At 69.1% G+C, this 17,590-nt stretch carries 16 protein-coding genes; 8 read left to right on the top strand and 8 right to left on the bottom strand.

The window, feature by feature from the left end; genetic code table 11:
• The first annotated feature begins 3 nt into the window (after nucleotides 1-3).
• The 4 genes from KU887_RS17950 to KU887_RS17935 all read left to right on the top strand — a co-directional run bounded on the left by KU887_RS17950 (nucleotide 4) and on the right by KU887_RS17935 (nucleotide 6,378).
• Entirely contained in the window at nucleotides 4-2,424 is a 2,421-nt protein-coding gene (locus KU887_RS17950; RefSeq protein WP_212157356.1) for a glycoside hydrolase family 31 protein, read from the top strand.
• 114 nt (nucleotides 2,425-2,538) lie between these two features.
• Entirely contained in the window at nucleotides 2,539-3,726 is a 1,188-nt protein-coding gene (locus KU887_RS17945; RefSeq protein ID WP_258256953.1) for a porin, read from the top strand.
• A 322-nt stretch (nucleotides 3,727-4,048) separates the two neighbouring features.
• A complete protein-coding gene (locus tag KU887_RS17940) occupies nucleotides 4,049-6,070 on the top strand; it encodes a BCCT family transporter (RefSeq protein ID WP_043204755.1) in 2,022 nt (673 codons plus the stop codon).
• Nucleotides 6,067-6,378 (top strand): hypothetical protein, encoded by a 312-nt coding sequence (locus KU887_RS17935; RefSeq protein WP_060212310.1) that lies wholly within the window; start codon nucleotides 6,067-6,069, stop codon nucleotides 6,376-6,378. The genes KU887_RS17940 and KU887_RS17935 overlap by 4 nt, the downstream gene beginning before the upstream one ends.
• Before the next feature lie 94 nt (nucleotides 6,379-6,472).
• Here the strand turns inward: KU887_RS17935 and KU887_RS17930 are convergent, their stop codons facing one another.
• On the bottom strand, nucleotides 6,473-7,321 hold the full coding sequence (locus KU887_RS17930) for a class I SAM-dependent methyltransferase (RefSeq protein WP_258256952.1): 849 nt from the start codon (nucleotides 7,319-7,321) through the stop codon (nucleotides 6,473-6,475).
• Nucleotides 7,322-7,487: 166 nt separating this feature from the next.
• Here KU887_RS17930 and KU887_RS17925 point away from each other — a divergent pair, with 166 nt between their 5' ends.
• The 3 genes from KU887_RS17925 (at nucleotide 7,488) to KU887_RS17915 (ending at nucleotide 10,708) form a co-directional block, all read left to right on the top strand.
• Complete coding sequence (locus tag KU887_RS17925) at nucleotides 7,488-8,951, top strand: metallophosphoesterase (RefSeq protein WP_058903015.1); 1,464 nt, start codon at nucleotides 7,488-7,490, stop codon at nucleotides 8,949-8,951.
• A gap of 68 nt (nucleotides 8,952-9,019) precedes the next feature.
• On the top strand, nucleotides 9,020-10,333 hold the full coding sequence (locus tag KU887_RS17920) for a cytochrome-c peroxidase (protein WP_372585091.1): 1,314 nt from the start codon (nucleotides 9,020-9,022) through the stop codon (nucleotides 10,331-10,333).
• A 96-nt stretch (nucleotides 10,334-10,429) separates the two neighbouring features.
• Nucleotides 10,430-10,708 (top strand): hypothetical protein, encoded by a 279-nt coding sequence (locus KU887_RS17915; RefSeq protein WP_006495044.1) that lies wholly within the window; start codon nucleotides 10,430-10,432, stop codon nucleotides 10,706-10,708.
• Between the two features lie 84 nt (nucleotides 10,709-10,792).
• Here the strand turns inward: KU887_RS17915 and KU887_RS17910 are convergent, their stop codons facing one another.
• Nucleotides 10,793-12,277, bottom strand: a complete 1,485-nt coding sequence (locus KU887_RS17910) for a PLP-dependent aminotransferase family protein (RefSeq protein WP_006488713.1) — start codon at nucleotides 12,275-12,277, stop codon at nucleotides 10,793-10,795.
• A gap of 212 nt (nucleotides 12,278-12,489) precedes the next feature.
• On the opposite strand from KU887_RS17910, the gene KU887_RS17905 reads away from it, so the two are divergent.
• Nucleotides 12,490-12,840, top strand: coding sequence for a hypothetical protein (locus tag KU887_RS17905; protein WP_258256949.1), 351 nt, complete (start codon nucleotides 12,490-12,492; stop codon nucleotides 12,838-12,840).
• Between the two features lie 108 nt (nucleotides 12,841-12,948).
• Here the strand turns inward: KU887_RS17905 and KU887_RS17900 are convergent, their stop codons facing one another.
• From KU887_RS17900 to maiA, 6 genes are all read right to left on the bottom strand, one after another.
• Nucleotides 12,949-13,371 carry a DUF6691 family protein gene (locus KU887_RS17900; RefSeq protein ID WP_006488715.1) on the bottom strand — a complete coding sequence of 141 codons (423 nt, stop codon included), beginning with the start codon at nucleotides 13,369-13,371 and terminating at the stop codon, nucleotides 12,949-12,951.
• A gap of 1 nt (nucleotide 13,372) precedes the next feature.
• On the bottom strand, nucleotides 13,373-13,807 hold the full coding sequence (locus KU887_RS17895; protein WP_062885486.1) for a YeeE/YedE family protein: 435 nt from the start codon (nucleotides 13,805-13,807) through the stop codon (nucleotides 13,373-13,375).
• Nucleotides 13,797-14,147, bottom strand: a complete 351-nt coding sequence (locus KU887_RS17890) for a metalloregulator ArsR/SmtB family transcription factor (protein ID WP_034202469.1) — start codon at nucleotides 14,145-14,147, stop codon at nucleotides 13,797-13,799. The genes KU887_RS17895 and KU887_RS17890 overlap by 11 nt, the downstream gene beginning before the upstream one ends.
• Before the next feature lie 99 nt (nucleotides 14,148-14,246).
• Complete coding sequence (locus KU887_RS17885) at nucleotides 14,247-15,608, bottom strand: aromatic acid/H+ symport family MFS transporter (protein ID WP_059723230.1); 1,362 nt, start codon at nucleotides 15,606-15,608, stop codon at nucleotides 14,247-14,249.
• Nucleotides 15,609-15,688: 80 nt separating this feature from the next.
• Entirely contained in the window at nucleotides 15,689-16,897 is a 1,209-nt protein-coding gene (locus KU887_RS17880) for a 3-hydroxybenzoate 6-monooxygenase (RefSeq protein WP_034202470.1), read from the bottom strand.
• Nucleotides 16,898-16,929: 32 nt separating this feature from the next.
• Nucleotides 16,930-17,571 carry a maleylacetoacetate isomerase gene (gene maiA / locus KU887_RS17875; protein WP_006495051.1) on the bottom strand — a complete coding sequence of 214 codons (642 nt, stop codon included), beginning with the start codon at nucleotides 17,569-17,571 and terminating at the stop codon, nucleotides 16,930-16,932.
• Nucleotides 17,572-17,590 lie beyond the last annotated feature (19 nt).

The raw sequence follows: 17,590 nt of genomic DNA, 5'->3' as shown, positions 1-17,590 counted from the left end.
TTCATGACTTCGCTTCTTCATCCGCCCGTGTTCCGCGTCGACAGCCACCACGCGAACCGTGTGCTGCTCGCGTCCGATACGGGCGCCACCGTCGAAATCTTCGTGCTCGAGGACGACATCGTGCGGGTGCGCGTGCTGCCCGACGCGACCGCGCGCAACCCGCGCACGTGGACCATCGCGCCCGGTCTCGACGACGTGCCGCTCGACGGCCGCGACCGCCTCGACCTGAGCGACTTCACGCTGCCCGGGTACGAACTGACCGAGGACGACGACGGCGTGCGCATCGAAACCGCGCGGATCCGGCTCGCGGTGCGCCGTCAAGGCGGCCATTGCACGTGGTCGATGCGCGGCGCGGATGGCGCATGGCGCGTCGCACTCGCCGACCGCGCGACGCAGGCGTACAACTTCGGCTGGTGGGACGACCGCGTGTATCACTACGTCGCCCGCGAGCGCGGCGACCAGGTCTTCGGCCTCGGCGAACGCGCGGGCGAACTCGACCGCACGGGCGCACGCTTCGAGATGCGCAACATCGACGCGATGGGCTACAGCGCGAAACACACGGACCCGCTGTACAAGCACATCCCGTTCTACATCACGTGGTCGCCCGATGCATGCCAGGGCTTCGGGCTGTTCTACGACACGCTGTCGGACTGCTCGTTCGACATGGGCCGCGAACTCGACAACTATCACGGCCCGTACCGCTATTTCGTCGCCGAGCACGGCGATCTCGACTACTACTTCATCGCGTCGCCCGATACGCCGCTCGCGGCCGCGCGGCGCTTCACGTGGCTGACCGGGCGCCCCGCGCGCACGCCGAAATGGGGGCTCGGCTATTCGGGCTCGACGATGAGCTACACCGACGCGCCGGACGCGCAGCAGCAGATGAACCAGTTCGTCGAGCAGTGCGACGCGCACGACATCCTGTGCGATTCGTTCCACCTGTCGTCGGGCTATACGTCGATCGGCGCGAAGCGCTACGTGTTCAACTGGAACCGCGACAAGTTTCCCGATGCGAAAGGTTTCGTGCAGCACTATCGCGACCATGGCATCCGCCTGTGCGCGAACATCAAGCCGTGCCTGCTGCGCGACCATCCGGCCTTCGACGACGCCGCGCAGCGCGGGCTGCTGATCCGCTCGGCGTCCGGCGAGCCCGCGTGGGTGCAGTTCTGGGACGAAGTCGGCGCGTACCTCGACTTCACGCAGCCGGACGCATACCGCTGGTGGCGCGAGCAGGTCACGTCGGCGCTGCTGGAATACGGGATCGAATCGACCTGGAACGACAACAACGAATACGAGATCTGGTCGCCCGACGCGATCGCGCACGGCTTCGGCCAGCCGTTCCCGGCGCGCGAAGCGAAGGTGCTGCAGACGATGCTGATGATGCGTGCGTCGCGCGACGCGCAGCGCGCGCATGCGCCGGCGCGGCGGCCGTTCCTCGTGTCGCGCTCCGGCGGCGCCGGCATGCAGCGCTACGTGCAGACGTGGTCCGGCGACAACTACACGTCGTGGGAAACGCTGCGCTACAACCTGAAGATGGGCCTCGGGCTCGCGCTGTCGGGCGTGTCGAACATCGGCCACGACATCGGCGGCTTCTCCGGCCCCGCGCCGTCGCCCGAATTGCTGCTGCGCTGGGTGCAGTTCGGCATCTTCATGCCGCGTTTCAGCATCCATTCGTGGAACGACGACGGCACCGTCAACGAACCGTGGATGTACCCGGAGATCACCGCGCAGATCGCGTCGCTGATCAAGCAGCGCTACCGGCTGCTGCCGTACCTCTATCACCTGCTGTGGCTGTCGACGACGCGCTACGAGCCCGTGCTGCGGCCGACGCTCGCCGATTTCCCCGGCGATGCGCGCTGCTACGACGCGTGCGACGACATGATGCTCGGCGACGCGCTGCTGGTCGCGCCGGTCGTCGATCCCGGCCAGACCGAGCGCACGGTGTATCTGCCGTCGGGCGCACGCTGGACTTGCTGCGCGAGTGCGCAGTCGTTCGACGGCGGCGCGAGCGTGACGCTGCCCGCACCGCTCGACACGCCGGTGATGCTGCTGCGCGAAGGCCGCGTGCTGCCGCTGAACGTCGCGGAACAGCATTTCGGGGCGCGCGCCGACACGCGCGGCTTCCTCGTCGCACCACGGATCGAGGATGGCGTCGCGTATGGCGAATGCGTCGAGGACGACGGCGAGACGGAAGCATGGCGCGACGGCGAATACGGACTGTGGCGCATCGAGACCGGCCGCGAAGCGTCCGGCGTGCTCGGCGTGTCGGTCCGCTGGGACGGCCGCCCGGCGCGCCCGGCCGAGCGCGTCGAAATCCTGCTGCCCGCGTCGCTGCAAGGCCCGATGGCCGTACGCAGCGCACGTGTCGAGCAGGATGCGCGGGACGGCGCATGGCGCCGCCTCGTCGTCGCGTTCGACCACTGAACCACTGAATCATGAGCAGCCCCTATCAGGCGGGCCGTTCGCGCGGTCCGCCGCCTGCCACAGAGGAGGCATTCAACCTCCCCTTGAAAAGATGAAGCACCCCGGAGATCGACAATGAAAGCACCCGTCAACCGTTATGCAATCCTCATTTTATCGGCCGCGTCGCTCGGTACGACCGCCGCTCATGCGCAGAGCAGCGTGACGCTGTACGGCGTCGTCGACGATTCGCTCGCGTACGTGAACAACCAGCAGGGACATTCGAACGTCTACATGCGCGACGGCAACCTGTACGCGTCGAAGTTCGGGCTGCGCGGCGACGAGGATCTCGGCGACGGCACGCACGCGATCTTCGACCTGCAGGCCGGCTTCAACCTGAATACGGGCGCGCAGGCCGCCGCCGGCACGATCTTCAATCGCCAGGCCTTCGTCGGCCTGCGCAACGCCAGCTATGGCACGGTCACGGCCGGCCGCCAGTACACCCCCTACTTCCTGTTGGTCGGCCCGTACGCGTCGAGCAGCTGGCTGACCGGCGCCACCGGGGCCCATCCGGGCGACATCGACGGCCTCGACACGACGATCCGCGTCAACAATTCGGTTACCTATACGTCCCCGACCTTCGCCGGGCTGACCGCGAGCGCAATGTACGCGTTCGGCGGCATTGCCGGCGCGACCGGCAAGGGCAACACGTTCAGCGCCGCGCTGCGCTACGCGAACGGGCCGGTCGGCATCGCGGCCGGCTACCTGCGGATCAACAGCTCGGGCTCGTCCGCCGGCTTCCTGAATCCGGCCACCGCGTCGTCGGGCAGCTTCGCGGTGTCCGTGCTGAACCAGGGCTACCTGAGCGCGAAAGCGGTCGAACAGGTGGCGGCGGCCGGCAACTACACGCTCGGCGACCTGACGCTGGGGCTCAACTATTCGAACGTGAAGTACTTGCCCGGCAACGGCTCGGCGTTCACCGACACGGCAGTGTTCAACACCTACGGCGCGCTTGCCGCATACCGCTTCACGCCGACGTTCTCGGTGGCCGGCGCATTCGCGTACACGCTCGCATCGAAGGCAAACGGTGTCGCGAGCGCGGCCCGTTATCAACAATATTCGCTGAAGGAGTCGTACAGCCTGTCGAAACGCACGACGCTCTACGCGCTGCAGGCGTACACGCATTCGAGCGGGCAGACGCTCGGCGCGCAAGGCGCCGGCCACATCGTCGACGCGGCGCCGATCGTCGGCGATTCGCAGCAGCTCACGCCGTCGACCACGCACGGCCAGTTCGTCAGCATGGCCGGGATCGCCGTCACGTTCTGAAACCCGCCCGGCGGCGCCTTCGGCGCGCCGCCTGTGCCCGGACGATACGCATGCCGTGCATGCCCGTCCGGGCGCCCGATCCGCGTTCGCCGCTGCCTTCGCGCCGCCGTTTTCCCCGCCCCGTCGGCTCGCCACGCACACCGCGCGGGTTTTCTCGATCGCCGTGATACCTTACAATTCGTCAGGTTTGCCCCTTCTGCATGCCCCCTTCTTGCAGTCCTGACACCGCGGTACACTCGACGCACGCCGTATCAGGGTCCGACGCGCCACAGGCGCGCCGGGCGGCGTCGCGCCTCGTTGCGCCCACAACTGGATGCCCGCCATGCCGGATTCCCGTCCCATGCCCCGCACGACATTCAAGCCGCAGGTCGTCCTGCCGGCGCTCGCCGTCATCGGCGCACTACTCGTCGTATGCGCACTGCACCCGAGCGAAGCCGGTGCGCTGTTCTCCGCCGGCCAGCAATGGGTCATCGCACGTTTCGACTGGTTCTACGTGCTCGCCGTCACCGGCTTCCTCGTGTTTCTCGTGCTGATCGCCGCCAGCGACTTCGGCAATATCCGGCTCGGCCCCGACGATGCCGAACCCGAATTCAGCTTCGTGTCGTGGACGGCCATGCTGTTTGCGGCCGGCATGGGCATCGGCCTGATGTACTTCGGCGTCGGCGAGCCGATGCAGCACTTCCTGAAGCCGCCGACCGTCGACCCCGGCACGCCTGCCGCCGCGCGCGAGGCGATGCTGATGACCTTCTTCCACTGGGGCTTCCATGCGTGGGCGATCTACGGGCTGATGGGGCTCGTGCTCGCGTACTTCGGCTTCCGCTACAACCTGCCGCTGACGCTGCGCTCGGGGCTGTATCCGGTGCTGCGCGAGCGCATCAACGGCTGGATCGGCCACACCGTCGATGCGTTCGCGCTGGTCGGCACGGTCGCCGGGATCGCGACGACGCTCGGCTACGGCGTGATGCAGCTGAGCGCGGGCCTGCATACGGTCGCCGGGTGGGACACGGGCAGCAACCTGTTCCGCATCGGGCTCGTCGCGGTGGTCGTGATCCTCGCGGGCGTGTCGGCCGCGACCGGCCTCGACAAGGGCGTGCGCCGGCTGTCCGAGCTGAACCTGCTGCTCGCGTTCCTGCTGCTCGCCTTCGTGGTCGTCGCGGGCCCGACGGCCTTCCTGCTGCGCGCGCTCGGCGACAACATCGGCCAGTACCTGTCGAGCCTCGTCGACCTGTCGTTCCGCACCTATGCGTATGCGCCGCCGCGCGAGGAAGGCTGGTTCGGCGGCTGGACGATCCTCTACTGGGCATGGTGGGTGTCGTGGTCGCCGTTCGTCGGCATGTTCATCGCGCGCATCTCGCGCGGCCGCACGATCCGCCAGTTCGTGATCGGCGTGCTGCTCGTGCCGACCGCGTTCAACCTCGTGTGGATGACCGTGTTCGGCAACAGCGCGATCTGGCTCGATACGCACGGCGCGGCCGGCGCGCTCGCGCAGACGGCGACCAACGTCGATGCGCTGCTGTTCCGCTTCTTCGATTTCCTGCCGTTGCCGCAACTGCTGTCGATCGTCGCGATCGTGCTGATCGCGGTGTTCTTCGTCACGTCCGCCGATTCGGGCGCGTTCGTGATCGACCAGATCGCGACGCGCGGCAGCGCGCAGTCGCCGGTCTGGCAGCGGCTGTTCTGGGCCGCGCTGCTCGGCGTGACGGCCGCGGTCCTGCTCGTCGCGGGCGGGCTCGGCGCGCTGCAGGCGATGACGCTGATCGCCGCGCTACCGGTGGCCATCATCATGCTCGCGCTCTGCTACGGGCTGTGGCGCGGGCTCGCGGCCGATCGCGCGCACTATTCGCAGGACGTCGCGCCTGCAACGAGCTTCTGGACCGGCCAGCACTGGCGCCATCGCCTGACGCACATCCTGCGGCAGACGACCGAGGCCGAGGCGCGCCAGTTCGTCGCGGAAACGGTCGAACCCGCGCTGCGCAAGGTCGCCGACGAGTTGCGCGCGAGCGGCGTCGATGCGCACGTGCAGCGCGACAGCGACGATGCGGTGCGGCTCACCGTGCCGACCGCCGAACACCGCGATTTCGTGTACGGCGTGCGCGTCACCGCGAAATCCGCGGCCGCGTTCCTGGTGCGCGAGGCGGCCGAACCCGACGAAGCGCGTGCGCACGTGTATGGCATCGTCACGTTCTTCGAGGACGGCCGGCTCGGCTACGACGTCGAATACCTGCGCGGCGACGAAGTGATCGCCGACGTGCTGCGCCAATATGAACGCTACGTGTCGCTGGCCGCGGACAAACGCACTCACCTGCTGAGCCGGGCTCCGGGACACGCGACGGAGGCCGAATGAGCGGGCTGCTGCACAGCCGCGCGGCCGACGTCATCGCGCTCGGCACCCTCGCCGTGCTGTACCTCGGCGGCGCGGGCCTCGCGCTGTGGCGAATCCGCGCCGCGGCGCCGCTCGGCAAGGTCTACTGGATCGTCTGCGCGGCGCTGCTCGCCGGCGGCGCCGTCGCGATGGGCGGCAACCTGTCGCCGGTGCCGAACAGCGGCGAGATGCCGCCCGGTTTCGCGCTCGGTGCCGAGGCCGTGCTGCTCGGCCTCGCGCTGGTGGCCGGTGGTTGCGCGTGGCTGATGCTGCGCGCGCGCAAACGCTGATACCCGCAGGCCCCGCTTCGTCACGCGCACACCGCAGCATGTGGGGCGAACGGGCCGTCGCCCCTTCCCTGATCCGCTGCTTTCACGCGACGCGTCATGCGGACGGCGCACGCGCCGTCACGAGCCAACACGCCGCATCGAAGCGCACCTCGGCGCCGTGCACGTACGGCTCGAACGCCGCGCGCATCGTATCGATCACGCGCCGCCGCGTCGCTTCGTCCGTCTCCAGCAACGCCAGGCCGACCGGGCCCAGCCGCGCAACGTAGTCGTCCAGCGCGGATTCCGGCAGCACACATGACCGCTCGACCGGCTCGATCGCAACATCGGCCCAGCCGCTGTCCGCCAGCACCGACGCGATCCGCTGGCGGTCGCCGAACGCGAACTGCCCCGGCGCGCCGGGCTGCCGCGCGGGCAGGTTCGGCAGCAGCGGCGCGGCCGCCCGCTCGGCCGTCGTCATGAACGGGTTGTCGGCCGCGCCGCGCCACGCGACGAACCGCATCTGCGCGGCGGGCCGCGCCGCCTGCCGCAGGTTCGCGAACGCCCGCACCGGATCGTCGAAGAACATCACGCCGAGGCGCGACACGATCAGGTCGACGCTCGCCGGCTCGAATGCATGCGTCTGCACGTCCGCGCACACGAACCGGGCAGGCAGGCCGCTGCGGTCGGCACGCGCCCGCGCGGCGTCGATCATCCGCGCCGAAATGTCGATGCCCGTGCACTGCGCGCTCGCACCGAGCCGCCTCGCGATCGCGAGCGTGACCGCGCCGGTGCCGCAGCCGACATCGAGCACGCGCGTGGCTGACGACGCGGCCGCGGCCGCCGCCAGCAGCGTTTCGAACGGCTCGAACATCCGGTCCAGCAGCACCTGCGCATCGACCCACGCGCGCCCCGACGGACCATTCCAGAGCGCGGCTTGCGCTTCGTTGGGCCGGTTGGTTTCCATCGTCGATCCCCTTCCGATTCATTGATGACGAACCGGACTGTGCTGCTTCAAGCCGGCTTGAAGTCAAGGCCGGCCCGTGCGCGCCTGCGTCGCGCCCCGTTTTTTTCACATTTCTTACATTCGCGCTGCGTATCGTTGACGACTTTCCTACGGTGCCTCCCCTCCCATGCGACGATTCCTCACGCGCGCGCTGCTCGTACGTTGCGCCCCTCTGGTTGCCCTCGCCACGCTGTCCGCGTGCTCGAATCACATCGATACGCCGGACGATCCGGCCAGCGCGTCGGCCAACGTCCAGGCCGCATGGGTCGAGATCGGCGATGCGAACCAGGCGATCGCGCGCGTCATCACGAACTACACGCCCGCGTCGGCCAGCGATCCGCTGTGCCCGCAGTTGACCGTCGACGGCAAGCTGTCGCGCATGACGCTGCGCGCAGCCGCCGCGACCGTCGCCCAGCGGCCGACCGCCAGCGACCCGGCCGATTCGAAACCATCGAGCTTCCCGGTGTCCGTCTGCGAGGCGACGCTGCCGGCCGGCGCGCAGGCGGCGAGCGTCGCGGGCCGCACGCTGCCGCTGCCGAAAGCGCAGCCGCAGCGCATCGCGATCATCGCCGACACGGGTTGCCGGATGAAGAAGGCCGACAACGCCTGGCAGGCGTGCAACGATGCCGCGGTCTGGCCGCTCGACACCATCGCGGCCAGCGTCGCGAAGCTGTCGCCGGATCTCGTGCTGCACGTCGGCGACTACCACTATCGCGAAAACGCATGCCCGCCGGACATCGCCGGCTGCAAGGACAGCCCGTGGGGCTACGGCTGGGATACGTGGCAGGCCGACCTGTTCCGCCCGGCCGCGCCGTTGCTCGCGAAGGCGCCGTGGGTCGTCGTGCGCGGCAATCACGAGGAATGCGCGCGGGCCGGCCAGGGCTGGTTCCGCTTCCTCGACCCGCGCCCGTATTCGGCCGCACGCTCGTGCGACGATCCGGCCAACGACAACAACGCGAACTATTCGGAACCCTATGCGGTGTCGCTCGGCGGCGGTTCGCAGGTGATCGTGTTCGATACCGCGAAGGTCGGCCGCACGCCGCTCAAGACGACCGACGCGCAGTTCGGCATCTACCAGAAACAATTCCAGACGGTCGCCTCGCTCGCGTCGAAGGCCGGCATGACGACGACGATCTTCACGAACCATCATCCGATCCTCGCGTTCGCGCCGATCGCCGGCAGCACGCCCGCGCCGGGCAACCTCGCGCTGCAATCGGTGATGTCGAGCCTCAACGCGCAGGCGTACTACCCGCCGGGCGTGCACGTCGCGCTGCATGGCCACGTGCATGATTTCCAGGCGATCAACTTCTCGTCCGGGCACCCGGCGACGATCGTGTCCGGCAACGGCGGCGACAACCTCGACGTCGCGCTGCCCGACCCGTTCCCGGCCGGCCTGACGCCCGCGCCGGGCGCCGTGATCGAGCGGCTGTCGCACAACAACAGCTTCGGTTTCCTGATCATGGAGCGCAACGCGGCACCGGCGACGGGCTGGGTGTTCCATGCGTATTCGGCGGCCGGCAAGCTACTCGCGTCGTGCAACCAGTCGGGCACGACGCTCGCCTGCGACAAGACGGGATTCATCGCGCCGTGAGTAAAGCAGTTCGATGTGAAGGCCACGGCGTACGCGGCCGGCGGACGCTGCACGCGCTTGCCGCCACCCTGTTCGCCGGCCTGACGCTCACGGCCCACGCCGCGCCTGCGGAAACGGTCCTGCTTCCGGGCGCACCGCCGTCGCGCGTCGTCGACACGATCGGCAACGGCACGCCGCAGGTGACCGGCAAGATCGACGCGGCCACCGCGCGCTTCGCGCCGGACCCGATGCTCGTCGCGCTCGGCCGCCGAATCTTCTTCGACCCGCGGCTGTCCGAGCCGCGCGGTATGTCCTGCGCGGGCTGCCACGACCCGGGCCGCGCGTTCGCGCCGACGCTGTCGGCCGCGGCGCTGGCGGGGCCTGGCGTGCCGGAAGGCAGCCGGCCCGGGCGCTTCAGCCAGCGCAATGCGCCGTCGCTGCTGTATGTGCGCTACGTGCCGCGCCGCCACTTCTACCAGGACGACGATGCGCCCGCGCCGTCGCCGTTCGGCGGCCTGTTCAGCGACGGTCGCGCGGATACGCTCGCCGAGCAGATCCGCGGGCCGCTGTTCGATCCGAACGAGATGAACAACCGGTCGCCGGCCGCGCTGCTGCGCAAGGTCAACGCGACCGAGCTCGCGCCCGATCTCGCCGCACGCTTCGGCGCGCCGGTGCGGCGCGATCCCGAACAATTGGTGCGTGCGCTGGGCTCGGCCGTCGAAGCCTACCTGCAGAGCGACGAGATGGCGCCGTTCACGTCGCGCTTCGATGCGTTCCTGCGCACGCGCAAGCCGCTCGCGCCGGCCGAGATGCGTGGCCTCGCGCTGTTCAGGAATCCGGACAAGGGCAATTGCATGACCTGCCACACGCTGTCGGACACGTCGAGCCGCCCGGAACGCTCGCTGTTCACCGATTTCGGCTACGACGCGATCGCGGTGCCGCGCAACCGCGCGCTGCCGGCGAACCGCGACCCGCGCCATTTCGACAACGGGCTATGCGATACCGCGCGGCGGCTGCGCTGGCCCGAACCGACGCAATGGTGCGGCTACCTGCGCACGCCCGGGCTGCGCAACGTCGCGGTCAAGCAGACGTTCATGCACAACGGCGTGTTCACGACGCTGCGCGACGCGGTCGCGTTCTACAACACGCGCTCGACCGATCCCGGCTTCTGGTATCACGGCGCCAAGACGTTCGACGACGTGCCGGCCGCCTATCGCGGCAACATCAACGTCAACTCGACGCCGATGAACCGCCGGCCCGGCACGCCACCCGCGCTGACCGACGCGGAAATCGACGACATCGTCGCGTTCCTCGGCACGCTGACCGACGCGCGCTATACGGGCCGCGCCGCCCCGACCGCCCCCGCCGCCCGGATCACGCGCACCGCCGCGCCGGTGCGCTGACCCTGGCCGAACGGCCAGCCGACGCGCGCCCGCTTGCGGTTACCGCAAACACTGGTTATATTTACAGTACTGTATTTATGAACAGTGAGGTGCGCGATGGAACATCTGGTCCGTATCGTCAACGACACCGATCGCCAAGTGCTGGCGTGGCTGCGTGCCCAGGTCGGCGATGCCCGCGTCGAGCGCGCGGCACGTCAGCTCGGGCATACGCGCAAGCCCTTTCCGTCGGCCGTCTGCCGATATCTGGGCATGAGCGCGCCGGCCACGCTGCGGCCTGCCGCCGCCCGGCCGCGCGCGGCACGCGATTTCTCGGTGGGCGATCGCTACCTGTCGCTGATTCGCCAGCACCTCGCCACGCACGCGGTCGGCCGATGAAATGGCGGCGGCTCGCCGCTTCGGTCCCGCGTCCGGCCGGCGCACTCGCGTATTCGCAAGTCCGGCCGGCCGCCGCCGTCGCGCTTACGCGGCCGCCATGGCTTCCCGTACGAGTCGGCCGAGCGTGTCGAACGCTGCCTCGTGCACCGCATCGAATACGCGCGTGCAGGCGAGCCGGATATAGCCGTCGAAACGGTCCGAATTCGAGAAGATCGAACCGGGCGCGATCTTGACGCCATGTGCCAGCGCGGCGTCGAACAGCGCATCGGAGCGCACGCCTTCCGGCAGCGCGATCCACAGCAGCATCCCGCCCGGCGGCTGGTTCATCCGCGTGCCGGCCGGGAAATGCCGCGCAATCGCGTCGATCGTCACGTCGCGCTGCACGCGCAGCTGTTCGCGGAACCGGTGCAGGTGCCGATCGAACGCGCCCGAGCCCACGAATTCGGCCGCCACGGCCTGCAGCAGCGCGGCGTTGTGCCGGCTGTGCGCGAATTTCAGCATCCTCACGCGCGCATGCCAGCGGCCCGCACTCATCCAGCCGAGCCGCATCCCGGGCGCCAGCACCTTGTTGAACGACGGGCAGTAGATCACCGTGCCGTCGCAATCCCATGCCTTGACCGGCCTGACCGCGTGCGGCGCCTCGACGAGCTCGCGATAAGGCTCGTCCTCGATCACGGCCACACCGTGGCGCGAGCACAGCGCGACGAGCGCGGCCTTGCGCTCGTCGGGCATCACGCAGCCGAGCGGGTTTTGCAGGTTCGGCACGACGACCACGGCCCGGATGTCCGGATAGGCTGCCAGCGCCACGTCTAGCGCCTCGATCGACAGGCCCGTCGTCGGGCTTGCCGGGATTTCGAGTGCCCGCAGGCCAAGGCTTTCGAGCAGCTGGATCAGCCCGAAAAAGGCCGGCGATTCGATCGCGATCGTGTCGCCGGGCCGCGCGACCGCACGCAGCGCGAGATTCACCGCGTCGACGCCGCCGCTCGTCGACATCACGTCGTCCGGCGTCAGCGTCACACCGTAGGACAACGCGCGTTTGGCCATCGTCTGCCGGAATTCGGGCGAACCGCCGACGGGCCCCGCATCGGTCAGCAACGTGGGTTTGCGCCGCAGCAGCCGGATCGCCAGCGCCTGCAGGCGCTCGGTCGGATACAGCGCGGCATGCGCGGAGGCGCCGCCGAGATTCAGCGCATCGGTCGCCGCGTTCGCACGGTCGATCACGCGCGAGACGCGTTCGTGCAGCCCCGCGAACGGCGGCTCGACACTCAGCGGCGGCCCGTCGCTTTCCGGCAGCGTGTCGAGCATGGCTGCCGCGCGGCGGCGCACGAAGTAACCCGAACGCGGTTTCGCATCGCACCAGCCCGTATCCTCGAGCCGCCGGAACGCCTGGATCGCGGTCGACAGGCTCACGCCGTGCTGCGCCATGCACGCACGGACCGACGGCATCCGGTCGCCGGGCGACAGCGTGCCGGCCGCGATGATGCGGCGGTAATGTTCGGCGAGCCGTTCGTAAAGCGGCTCGCCGTCCATCGGCAAAGGCGTACGGGAAGCGTCGGCGAAAGGCGTCATGCGGACCATCGTGCCCGTGCCCCATCGCGCACGCCAGATACAGATTCGGGGGAAACCCACCGATACAGCAGCGCGAAACCGCCGCCTGCACCGCAACAGATTCCCGTCCCCTGAATCTGTCGTGCGCGCGTCCGTTTCCCTAACCTGATTGCACGCTGTCGCCTCGTCGTCGCGAGGCCGCGCAACCGGAGCAACCGGGAAAAGGAATCGCCATGCGGACGCAACACCTCCGGCTCGACGCCGGGCAAAGCCACTTTGCGTGGTTCGACAAGGGCAGTCAGTTGATCGTGCTGGATGGCGCGCTGGCGGTCACGCTGCGCCACGGCGGGCTCGACTGGCTGCCCGATGCACCGCAATACATTCGCCGCGAACTCGACGAGGGCGAATGCCTGACGCTCGAAACCGCCGGTCACGTCGCGTTGTCGGCTTGCGGCCGCGGCGTGGTCAGCACGGCGATCGTGGCCCCCTCGGGCCGAAGCAGCATGCTCGCGGTGTGGCGCGACATCCTGCGCCGACTGGCCGGGCGACTGCACGGCGGCCGGCACGTGAGCGAGCATGTCTGACATCGCGGCTTGCCCGCCGTGAGCCACGCCGGAAAGTCACCGCATCATCGCGGTGACCGATGCACCCGTGATGTTCCGTGCAATCGTGCCAAGCGAACGTCCCGCGCGTCACCGCCCGTTCCGCCAGCGCTCGATCCACTCGAACAACGCCATCCCGGCCAGCATCGCGACGACGAACCCGATCCCCTTGGCCGACCCGAAGCCGATCGACACGATCGCGGGCCCCGGACAGAACCCGGCAATACCCCAGCCGATGCCGAACGCCGCACTTCCCGCGACCAGACGCACGGTAATCGTCCGCACCGCCGGCAGTTGCATCGGCAGGCCGAGCCAAGAGCGGGTCCGGCGCTTCGCCCACGCGAACGCGAACACCGCAACACCGGTCGCGCCCGCCATCACGAACGCGAGCGACGGATCCCAGCGGCCCGCCAGGTCGAGAAAACCGAGCACCTTCTGCGGATCGGCCATGCCCGACACGATCAGGCCGACGCCGAACAGCAACCCCGCCAGAAACGCGAATCCTGCCTGCATGTCAGCCTCCCGCCACGTGCAGCCGCACGAAGACGGTCGCGAAGCCCGCGACCATGAAGGTCGCCGTCGCGACCACCGAACGCAGCGCCCCGCGCGACATCCCGCATACGCCGTGACCGCTCGTGCAGCCGCCCGCGTACCGCGTGCCGATCCCGACCAGCAGCCCGGCCGCGAGCAGTTCAGGCCAACCGGCGTCGATCCGGGGCGTCAGGCTGCTCCCGGCGACGTGCATCGCAACGGGCGCGACGATCATCCCGGCGATGAACGCGACGCGCCAGCCGCGCTCCGCGCCGCCCGCGGCGAGCAAGCCGCCGACGATCCCGCTGATGCCGGCGATCCGGCCGTTGAACGCGACGAGCCACGCGGCCGCGAGCCCGATCAGCACGCCACCGGCCAGCGACAGCCACGGCGTGAAATGAAGCGCATCAATCTGCATCGCGCGCCTCCTTCGCGGTCGCCCCGCAGAACTGCTCGTACAGCACGCCCATCACCGCGACCACGGCCGGACTGTCGAGCGAATAGCGGATGGTCTTGCCTTCCCGGCGGGTACGAACCAGCGCGTTGTCGCGCAACACGCCGAGCTGCTGCGACAGCGTCGGTTGATGGATGTCCAGTCGCGCCTCGAGATCGCTCACGCAGCACTCGCCCTGCGACAGTTCGCACAGCAGCAGCAGCCGGTCGGGATTCGACATGACCTTGAGGAGCGCACAGGCCGATTCGGCGGCGGCGCGCATCTGATCGGGCGCGGGCAGCCCGGCGGGGAGATCGTCGTTCATCGGAGCGGGAATACGATTAAAGAATGAACATTATATTCATTTATATAATGTTGTATCCCGCTGCTTGCCGGACCGGCAATCCGGCCGCCCCTCCTTCGATCAGGCCTGCCTGCCCGCCATTCCGTCGGCGGCCGCCGCGCGTACCACGCCCGCGCGCACCACGCCGAGCGCCAGTACCGCGACCGCCGCGATCACGCATGGCGCGGCAACGACGGCGAACGCGGTCGACAGCGGCACGCCCATCGCCAGCATCGCGCCGCCCGCCATCGAGCCGACCACCGAGCCGCCGCGACCGATCCCGTTCGCCCAGCTCACGCCGGTCGTCCGGCACTCGGTCGGATAGAACGCGGCCGATAGCGCGTTCGCCCCCACCTGCGAGCCGGATACGCAGAAGCCGGCGGCGAACACCGCGAGCGCGGCACCCCACGGCGACGCGGCGAACACGCCGATCGCCGCGACGCACGCACCGGCCGCCGCATAGCTGCAGGCCAGCACGCGATGCGGATCGAAGCGGTCCATCAGCCAGCCGAGAATGATCGCGCCGAGCGTGCCGCCGACCTGGAACATCGCGGTCACGCGCGCGGCCGTCTGCAGCGTCGCGCCAGTCGTGCGCAGCAGCGTCGGCAGCCAGCTCGACAGCAGGTAAATGACCAGCAAGCTCATGAAGAACGTGAGCCACAGCAGCAGCGTGCCGCGCAGCAGGTCGGCGGCGAACAGCCGGCCGAGCGGCGACCCGGCCGGCTTTCCGGCGGGCGCGATGAACGACGCATGCGCGAGATGCGGATCCGGTGCGATACGGCCGAGCATCGTCGCGATCCGCGCAGACGGCGCGCCCTGGTTGACGAGATAGCGCACCGACTCCGGCAGTCGCCACGCGAGCAGCGGCAGGAGCAGCAGCGGCGCCGCGCCGCCGACGACCAGCACCGCGCGCCAGCCGTGGTGCTCGATCAGCGACGCGGCCGCGAGCCCGCCGAGCGCGGAACCGATCGTGAAGCCGCAGAACATCGTCGTCACGAGCAGCGAGCGACGGCGCGCCGGGCAGTATTCGGACGTCAGCGTGATCGCATTCGGCATCGCGCCGCCGAGCCCGAGCCCGGTCACGAAGCGCCACACGATCAGCTCGGTCAGGCTACCCGCGCTCGCCGACGCGGCACTCGCGATGCCGAAGCACGCGACGCATGCGAGCAGCAGGCGCTTGCGGCCGAACCGGTCGCCGAACGGCCCGAACACGAGCGCGCCGGCCATCAGCCCGGCCAACCCCGCGCCGAATACCGGCGCGAGCCGCGCGGGCGACAAGCCCCATTCCGCGCGGATGACGGGTGCGATGAACCCGATCGACGCGGTATCGAATCCGTCGATCGCGACGATCAGAAAGCACAGGACGACGATCGCGGCCTGAAACGGCGCAATGCGATGCCGGTCGATCCATTCGCTGACGTCGATGGACAGCGTATCGGCCATGATGGTGTCTCCTCCAGGAAGGCGGCGCGCGTCGTCTGTCGTTGAAATGCGCGCCGCCGGAATCGGGCTGAACGGGTGCGCTATGCGGCCGTCTTCAGGCAATCCTCCGCACGCCAGCCGTGCAGCCAGTCGAGCGCGTCGTAGAACTGCGCGTCCGTGCGCCCGACCCACAGCCCGTTGCGCACCTGCCGCTCGACGCCCTTCGCGTGGTAGATCCGCCCCATCTCGCGCGCCGAATACAGCACGCGTGCGGTGCGTGGAATCCGCACGCGTTCGTACAGCGCGAACGCGGCCTCGAAATCGCCGTCGGTCTGCGCAACGGCCGCGCCGAGCGTCACCGCGTCCTCGAGCGCCTGGCACGCGCCCTGCGCGATGTATTGCGTCATCGGATGCGCGGCGTCGCCGAGCACCGTCGCACGGCCCGCGCTCCAGCGCTCGACCGGATCGCGGTCGGCGGTCGCCCAGCGCTTCCATGACGTCGGCCGGTCGAGCATCTGTTTCGGCAGCGGATGGATGCCGTCGAAGTACGACAGCACTTCTTCCTTGCTGCCGTCGCGCACGCCCCAGGTCTCCTGCTCGCGGCTGTGGAACGTGACGACCAGGTTGTACTGGCGCCCGCCGCGCAGCGGATAGTGAACCAGATGGCAATGCGGGCCGGCCCATACGACCGGCGCATTGATCTGCAAATCCTTCGGCATGTTGTCGACCTCGACCACCGCGCGATACACGACATGGCCCGTCACGCGATGCGCATCGCCGATCAGCGCCTGACGGATCGCGGATTTCACGCCGTCGCAGCCGATCACCGCGTCGGCACGATAGCGTTCGCCGTGCTGGTCGATCACGGTCACGCCGTTGCCGTCCTGCTCGAACCCGCACACCTGCGTGCTCGTCCGGAATTCGATCAGCGGATGATCCTTGACCGCCTCGTAGATCGACAGGTGAATGTCCGCGCGATGAATCACCGCATACGGATTGCCGAAACGGTCGCGATACGCGGCGCCCGTATCGATGCGCGCGACCTCGCGTGCATCGATCGCATCCATCAGTTGCAGCCAGTCGGTCAACACCGCGCGACCGCGCGCCGCCTCGCCGACACCCAGCGCATCGAGCGCGTTGAACGCGTTCGCGGCGAGCTGGATGCCCGCACCGATCTCGCCGATCCGTTCTGCCTGTTCGAGCAGCTTCACGCGAATGCCCTGACGCGCGAGCGCCAGCGCCGTCGCGAGCCCGCCGATACCGCCGCCGATCACGAGTACGCGCCGGCCGTTGTTGATTGTCTCGCCCATGTTCGTCTCCTGCGTCTATGACGCGATTCGTGTTACGCGACGTAGTCCGGTTGCCGCTGCGGTTGCGCGGCCTCGAACGCCGGTTCGTGCCGCGCGTGCTCGACCACCGCGAGGCAGCGCGGATACGCGCTCAGGTCGCAATCCATCCGCAACGCGTTCGCGACCTGCGGCACCAGGCACACGTCGGCCAGCGTCGGCGCATCGCCGAAACACCACGGGCCCGCGTTCGCGCGGGCCAGCAGCCGCTCGACGCCGGCCATCCCTTCCGCGACCCAGTGCCGGTACCACGCACTCTTCTGTTGCGGCGTGACCTTCAGCTCGCTGTCGAGATAGCGCAGCACGCGCAGGTTGTTGACCGGATGGATGTCGCAGGCGATCAGCGCGGCGAGTTCCAGCACGCGCGCCCGGCGCCGCGGTTCGAGCGGAATCAGCCGAGGCGTCGGCTGGATCTGGTCGAGGTAATCGAGGATCGCGAGCGACTGGCCGAGACGGAAATCGCCGTCGGTCAGCGCCGGCACCGCGGCCGACGGGTTCACCTGCGCGATGTAATCGGCGTCGCGATGCTCGCCGGTGCGGATGTTCACCGGCAGCGTGTCGTACGGCAGCCCTTTCAGCGCGAGCGCGATGCGCACCCGGTAGGAAGTCGAACTGTTGAAGAAGCTATGCAGTTGCACGATGTGACCTTTCGAGGAA

The sequence above is a fragment of the Burkholderia sp. EMB26 genome (assembly GCF_024730645.1).
GTDB classification, from domain to species: Bacteria; Pseudomonadota; Gammaproteobacteria; order Burkholderiales; family Burkholderiaceae; genus Burkholderia; species Burkholderia cenocepacia.
Note: the sequence above shows the minus strand (reverse complement) of the source record. Positions and strands in the feature narration are given on the sequence as shown.

Coding starts and splice junctions, on each gene's coding strand:
- KU887_RS17950 (WP_212157356.1), top strand. CDS start 4: ATGACTTCGCTTCTTCATCCGCCCGTGTTCCGCGTCGACAGCCACCAC.
- KU887_RS17945 (WP_258256953.1), top strand. CDS start 2,539: ATGAAAGCACCCGTCAACCGTTATGCAATCCTCATTTTATCGGCCGCG.
- KU887_RS17940 (WP_043204755.1), top strand. CDS start 4,049: ATGCCGGATTCCCGTCCCATGCCCCGCACGACATTCAAGCCGCAGGTC.
- KU887_RS17935 (WP_060212310.1), top strand. CDS start 6,067: ATGAGCGGGCTGCTGCACAGCCGCGCGGCCGACGTCATCGCGCTCGGC.
- KU887_RS17930 (WP_258256952.1), bottom strand. CDS start 7,321: ATGGAAACCAACCGGCCCAACGAAGCGCAAGCCGCGCTCTGGAATGGT.
- KU887_RS17925 (WP_058903015.1), top strand. CDS start 7,488: ATGCGACGATTCCTCACGCGCGCGCTGCTCGTACGTTGCGCCCCTCTG.
- KU887_RS17915 (WP_006495044.1), top strand. CDS start 10,430: ATGGAACATCTGGTCCGTATCGTCAACGACACCGATCGCCAAGTGCTG.
- KU887_RS17910 (WP_006488713.1), bottom strand. CDS start 12,277: ATGACGCCTTTCGCCGACGCTTCCCGTACGCCTTTGCCGATGGACGGC.
- KU887_RS17905 (WP_258256949.1), top strand. CDS start 12,490: ATGCGGACGCAACACCTCCGGCTCGACGCCGGGCAAAGCCACTTTGCG.
- KU887_RS17900 (WP_006488715.1), bottom strand. CDS start 13,371: ATGCAGGCAGGATTCGCGTTTCTGGCGGGGTTGCTGTTCGGCGTCGGC.
- KU887_RS17895 (WP_062885486.1), bottom strand. CDS start 13,807: ATGCAGATTGATGCGCTTCATTTCACGCCGTGGCTGTCGCTGGCCGGT.
- KU887_RS17890 (WP_034202469.1), bottom strand. CDS start 14,147: ATGAACGACGATCTCCCCGCCGGGCTGCCCGCGCCCGATCAGATGCGC.
- KU887_RS17885 (WP_059723230.1), bottom strand. CDS start 15,608: ATGGCCGATACGCTGTCCATCGACGTCAGCGAATGGATCGACCGGCAT.
- KU887_RS17880 (WP_034202470.1), bottom strand. CDS start 16,897: ATGGGCGAGACAATCAACAACGGCCGGCGCGTACTCGTGATCGGCGGC.